This window comes from Limosilactobacillus reuteri subsp. porcinus (assembly GCF_036621895.1).
GTDB lineage: Bacteria > Bacillota > Bacilli > Lactobacillales > Lactobacillaceae > Limosilactobacillus > Limosilactobacillus reuteri_J.
The window spans coordinates 22,904-29,441 of the sequence record NZ_LN887355.1; the positions used below are offsets into that span (position 1 = coordinate 22,904).

The window sequence follows — 6,538 nt, forward strand, 5'->3', positions numbered from 1 at the left end:
TATATAGGCCAGGTAATTAAAGCAATTATAAATAACCAAACAATTATCTTTTGAAATAGGTTAAGTATCCAAATATGTTTCATAAGTTCACCTTATTTCTTTTAAGCCAGCTAAATATCCCATGGCGGTGCGCTTGCTTTTCTTGTGCCTCTGTTAACCGGGTAAGCAATTCAGTCACCTTTGCATCAGTATTTACCTTTTGAGCGTCCCGAGCTACCTCGCTGCTATTATACTTTTGCTGAAGGGTATCACTGTTAAGCCACCGATCAAAATTAGCAACATCGACAATAAAACCGGTACTAGTATATTGATAACTAATCCGATACTTTCGCGGCAGGTATTGGAAGTACCGTTCCATCATCATTGAACCATTATTTCGCGCCGTACTATCTGAAACCTTATTAAAAAGCTGCTTATTAATTTGCGCTTTTAACTGACCATCCTGCTGAATAAACGTTAGATCAGCACCCACTTCCGCCTGGTTAATCAGCATTGTCCAATCATTTCGCCCGACAAAGAGTGAGTAATCATAATTATCATCAAAGTAGTCTTTAACAAGCTCAAACATCCCAAATTGGTCCATCGCTTGTTTCAAGACATATTTGATGGGATAAAGGTAATCCTTCTCAATCTTTTGTTCTGTCTCTGGTGACACATCATTGAAGAATTTTGCGAGTTCAACTTGGCAATAACGATAAAGCTGATCGTTAGCGCGCTCAAGCAAGTCATTTAATTTAGCTTCACGTTCATCCTCATCTCCGGCAAAAGTTGATTCAAAGCTGAGGTACCATAAACGACGCATAATTTCCGGTTTAAGGGAAAATTGCGATTTACTGTCACCCTCACGACGATTCATCGTAAAAATAAATGATGGGAGGGGCTGAGTTAAACTACGGTTATTGGTAATCTCTTTAATAAAGCGATCAAAATATGGCCGCGTCGTTAAGTCAGGGCTAATATCATCAATCATCATCGGATTAACGGGCCCAGCACTATACATATAATCGCTTAAAACCGTTGTAATAGTCATATTGATATTGGACTTTCCTAATGCATAATTTTTAGCATCAAAAACACCGCCATCAAGGAAGTTGCCACTCCCCGTTAGCTTGGCTGCTAGCCGCTTTCCCAACGTCGACTTCCCGGTCCGTCCTTGACCAATCAAGGCTACTCCAAGGGGTACATCTTCGCGCGATTTACTACTTGGCGATAATTCATACATATTCCGGATTTTCCATAGCCAAGGCGCCTCAAATAGGAAACACATGAAATCACATGCCTGCCACCCCTCACCGACTTCTTTGTAATTATCGTACTCATGGGCAATATCACTAAATAATTGAAGCTGTTCACGGAGCCGGTCACCCGTTAAATTCGATGTTATTAATTCTGACTTTACATTATCACCAACACGGGGCGCTTCAAATAACTGACCATTGTTATAAAACAAGACTGGTTTAGGGTAGAGGTCTTCTTCACGGGTAACCTTTCCTGAGTTATCATCGTTTCGAGACACATGTTTAACTACCTGGGTAAGGCTGTAGAGTTCTTTCCCGATATTTTCGAGATTGCGTTTCTTATAGCCAGCATTACCAAAGAGCTTGACAGTTTGGGCGACACTCAATTTTTCTGGAGCTGATAGTTTCTTTAATTCCTCGTCAGAACTATACTGATCCTTATATTCTTTTACTTCTTCTGCCGGGATAATCACCGCATCTTGCTCACCGGTATCCTTGTTTTTCACCATATTCACCGTATCGGTATAGACATTAATCTGAAGTTGCTCTTTATTTTTCGCCTTAATGAACCCAGCCATTTTCTTTGCGTCAAGATAGGTAGTCGCATGGCGAAGGTTATCGTTGAACATCTGGACATGGCATTGATAAAGTGGATCCTTCTGCATTCCATAATCACTGTCGAGCTGTTCTAAATTATGATGAATTGCTGCTTCGGTTAAATTCATTGAACCGGCAAATGAGAGATACCGGTCGTCACTTGTCATTAAGTACATTTTGGTATGAATTAATTCATGCTTAGTGAATAAAAGTTGCAAGCTACCATCTAAAATTCGCTTCGTAAATTCACTATCAGGGTGTTCATAACCATAATTGACAAATTCAGTCCGGTCATTTAACTGCCTCATCCGTTTGCCAATTGATTCTTTCCCATTGTCGCTTAAGCCGAGGATCAAAGTGACCTTATCATAGCGCGGTAATAGTTGCTCCTCAATAAACTTAATTGAAGAAACAAATGAAACGCCCCTAAATTCAGTCGGTTTTTCAAGATGTTCACCCGCAAATTGCCAAAAATCGGCATCAGAAATCAATTCTTGTTTAGTGTAATCTAGGATATCTAACATGTGACTCGCCTCCTTTTTAGTTAACTTTCAAATTATATCATGAAAAAAAGAACCACTTGCAAGTGATTCTTCGGATAAAAATTAGTTCTTCTTTGCCAGCTTATATAGCAAGTACATTGGCCAAATTAAGGCTCCTGCGACAAGGGTTAATAAAACAATCTTTTGGTTCTTTGACAAGTTATGACATGGACACTTCATATTTAATCGCCCCTTTGTTGATCAGTTAAATTAATTATAACGCATTTGGGCGATAATGTAAGGAAGCGATTTCAGGTTTAAAGAAGATTTAGTATCTTAAAACATATTACCATCAATTTTATATGTCATATAATGTTCTTTTACTTCTACTCCAACTTGATACTGAATCATTAAATTAGTTAGCATCTCACCATTAACCAGTGTAATATTTAAGTCCTTTGCTGCGTTGATTGCACCTTGGGTAAATGTAGAAGTTGTAATAAATACACCTCTATCTGCATGCTTGAGCTTAATTGAACCACTAAATGCTGTAATTTCTGGCATTTGAACTGAATTATCTGGCGCATATCTTTTTACTTGAAGATAAACTTTTTGCAAACCTAGTGGATCTTGGTTAATAATTCCATCAATTCCATGATCATTTGATTTCTGTGTTACTAAGGCTTGACCTTCATCACCCTTGTACCCCATTACAGATAACAACTGAACCATTAAGTTTTCAAATTTATATGGATTCATTTTTACCAAGTGATTTAATAATTCATCCTGCGTTTTTTCGTCTTGCTGATTAAACCATTCCTTAACTTGACTTTCAGCTAAATCTTTATTTTCTCGCTTCTGTCTATTTTTCTTTTGATTACTTTTTTCTTGTTTGTATTTCTTATAAGCTGGCTCATTATGGATCAAAGTTCTCGTTATATTAATTCCATATTCTTTACTAAGCTCTTGCCCGCGACGAGTCGGGAGATAAAGGCCTCTCTTGGGTCGGTCTAATAAACCTGAAATTGCTAAATCACTTAAAGCAAAACTAACTCGATTACGCATGACCAAATCGTGACTCTTTTGTGGATAACGCATTTGCAACATGCTTTGCGGTAAATTAGCTTCTTCTAAAGTTCTTTGTATCAATTCACTGCTTTGCCAATTCCGCCTTTCAACGGCAACTTTTAAAATAATTCCTAAAAATGCATCCCAAGTCGGAGTACCATCCTCTTGATGTTTTAACGTTGTGTAGTCAATCATTTTCAACTCCTAAATTTCACTTCAAATCAAAGTAATAGTCATCTAAAGCATACGTATTAACTGGCGTAATATGTAATTGATATTTTTCAACCAATTCAGCTAGTGTCTGCCCATCAATTAATGTTACAGTATTATTTCCTTGGGTTGCCTTTTTTCGAGCACGATCTGTGAAATGATTAGTTGTGATAAATATCCCATATTCAGCATTAAAGCTGTTAACACCGGTTCTAAAATGTAGGAAAACACCGATTTGAAATTGTCGATTTCAGGTTCAGATACTGCTCCCTTTGTGTACCTTTTACATTGAATTGCTACCCGACTAGTTCTGAATTCATAAGATGTAAAATATCCAAAGCCATCGATTCCATGGTCACCGGAACGAACAATTTCGCGATCTTTATCAATCACAACACCCATTTTTGAAATCAGCAAGCGCGAAAAGCTTTCAAATTTACTAGGATCAAACTTCATTAATTGAGCAATCAATTGGTTTTTCCAGGTTAAATCTTTAGTATCCTCTTGGTCTTCTGGCCCTGTTGATTCGTCTCCGCTTTCTTCACTTACTTTATTTTTATTACGTTCAGCACGTTCCTTATTTTTCTTATCCCAATAAGCACCAATTTCTTTTTTCTGTTCTAACGAAGGATAATTTGCTATTCTAAATACCTATTATATCGTAACTTTTTACTACCTATTTCTTAGTATTATCAATAATTTTTATCAAAGTACGTATTAATGTTAAATGGGAGCAGCATAAGTTGGGAGATATTACAATTCCTATCAAAACTTACCCATATACAAGAAAATACGAGACAAAAAATATAACAAAATTTAAGTATATTCATTATGGCGATATACATACAGGAAAAGCAAAAAAAATAAATGAACCTAGTAAGTTACCATCAATAACTAAGGGAAATTACTCTACTTTAAGAAATGGTGATGTCGTGGTAGCTGATGCTTCGGAAGATTATAAGGGAATTGCAGATGCCGCTATCTTACTAAGCACTGGAGCATTTTCAATTATTGCCGGATTACATACAATAGCTTTTCGTCCAAACAGAAAATTAGTATTTCCAATGTTTATATATTACAATCTCCAAACAAGTAGATTTAAGCATTATGGATATCATGTTGGAACTGGACTTAAAGTATTCGGTATTTCAAGTAATCTGTTTTTTGATTATTCAGCGTTTTATCCTTCACTCATAGAACAGCAAGAGATTTCAAAACTAATTGAATCGTTAGAGAATCTACTTTCTCTCCAGCAACGAAAATTGGAACAATTAAGGCAACTTAAGATTTTTTCATTACAGCGAATGTTTATTGATAAAGATTGTAAACAACCAATTTTAAGGTTTAAAAACTTTAATGATAATTGGTTGCCTCATAAATTTAATGATATAGCAAATACTTTTTCTGGAGGAACTCCGGCTATTTCTAATAAGGATTACTATGGCGGTAACATCCCATTCATTAGATCTGCAGAAATTAATAAAAATACCACTCAGCTACATTTAACACCAGATGGATTAAAAAATTCATCTGCTAAATTTATAAAAAAAGGGACACTTTTATATGCTCTTTATGGAGCAACTAGTGGAGAGGTTGGAATAGCTCAAATTGATGGAGCTATTAATCAAGCTGTAATGGCAATTAACTTAAAAAAAGACAACGTGTATTTTATAAAAACTTGGTTAATTAAGAACAAAAGAAAAATTATTTCAACCTATCTTCAAGGGGGACAAGGGAACTTATCTGCTAAAATAGTAAAACATTTGAAGTTAAGTTTACCTAAAATTGAAGAAGAAAACCTAATAAGCATTACGATAATGAAAATTGATAGTTTGATTAAACTCCAGCAATCTAAAATCGATCAATTAACTATTCTTAAAAAATATCTTCTTCAAAAGCTCTTTATCTAATTTATTGCATGAAGCGTAACCTCCAATAAATAATACATTTGTGTTTTTGACACTAGATTATTTATTGGAGGTTTTATTATGTCTCGGAAACACTACAGTACAAAGCTATTTTATAAATACTATATGGATTGGATTAAACTTTATAAGGAAAAAGCAGTTCGAAAAGTAACGTTGGATAAATATTATTTAACGCATAGAAAAATTAAAGAACTTGCACCAGAGTTACATATGAATGAACTTACTCGCCAATCATATCAAAAATTGTTAAATAACTATGCTGCTACTCATGAAAAACAAACTACTCTTGATTTTCATCATCACCTAAAAGCAGCCTTAGTTGATGCACTAGACGAAGGATTACTGGAACATGACCCTACACGGCGAGCAATTATAAAGGGAGTTGATCCTAGCAATAAAAAGAATAAATTTTTGAACCTTTATGAATTGCAAAAACTACTCCGCCATCTTGATCTAGGTGACGAATTAAACTGGGATTGGTTTATTTTATTAGTATCAAAGACTGGCTTACGATTTGCGGAAGCGTTAGCCTTAACTCCAGAAGATTTTGATTTTGAAAGGCAGCAAATTATCGTTAATAAATCTTGGAATTATAAAACGCCAATTGGTAATTTTCAAAAAACTAAGAATGAATCTTCAAATCGTGTTGTGATGGTCGATTGGCACCTTATGAATCAATTTAAGTCACTTATTCGAAATAAAGAAAGTGACTGGCCAATTTTTGTGCCACACAATAAAAGAGTATTTAACTCGACTGTTAATGGCTTGTTAGAAAAATATTGCTATAAATTAGATATACCAACTATTTCTGTTCATGGTTTACGCCATACCCATGCCTCATTATTACTTTATGAAGGAGTGTCAGTTGCTAGTGTTGCTAAGAGACTAGGCCATGCCAACACTACAACGACCCAAGAAACCTATATTCATATTATTGAGGAACTCGAAAATAAAGATAACGATAAGGTTCTCCATCATCTATCTCAACTGAACTAAATCGAGTAGGAGATAATTG

The 6,538-nt window shown here is 35.3% G+C and carries 4 protein-coding genes and 1 pseudogene; 2 read left to right on the forward strand and 3 right to left on the reverse strand.

The features are described 5' to 3' along the window. Window positions 1-79: 79 nt before the first annotated feature. From AACL61_RS02405 to AACL61_RS02415, 3 genes and pseudogenes are all read right to left on the reverse strand, one after another. The gene (locus tag AACL61_RS02405) at window positions 80-2,359 is read right to left on the reverse strand and encodes a phospholipase D family protein (protein ID WP_339110940.1); all 2,280 of its coding nucleotides are present in this window, start codon (window positions 2,357-2,359) and stop codon (window positions 80-82) included. A gap of 294 nt (window positions 2,360-2,653) precedes the next feature. Next, complete coding sequence (locus AACL61_RS02410) at window positions 2,654-3,580, reverse strand: restriction endonuclease (protein WP_339110941.1); 927 nt, start codon at window positions 3,578-3,580, stop codon at window positions 2,654-2,656. A gap of 16 nt (window positions 3,581-3,596) precedes the next feature. Further along, window positions 3,597-4,237 (reverse strand): annotated as a pseudogene (locus tag AACL61_RS02415) (restriction endonuclease); the annotation flags it as partial. A gap of 101 nt (window positions 4,238-4,338) precedes the next feature. On the opposite strand from AACL61_RS02415, the gene AACL61_RS02420 reads away from it, so the two are divergent. Beyond that, entirely contained in the window at window positions 4,339-5,505 is a 1,167-nt protein-coding gene (locus tag AACL61_RS02420; RefSeq protein ID WP_339110942.1) for a restriction endonuclease subunit S, read from the forward strand. A 78-nt stretch (window positions 5,506-5,583) separates the two neighbouring features. Continuing rightward, complete coding sequence (locus AACL61_RS02425) at window positions 5,584-6,519, forward strand: site-specific integrase (protein WP_035157478.1); 936 nt, start codon at window positions 5,584-5,586, stop codon at window positions 6,517-6,519. The last annotated feature ends 19 nt before the right edge of the window (window positions 6,520-6,538 follow it).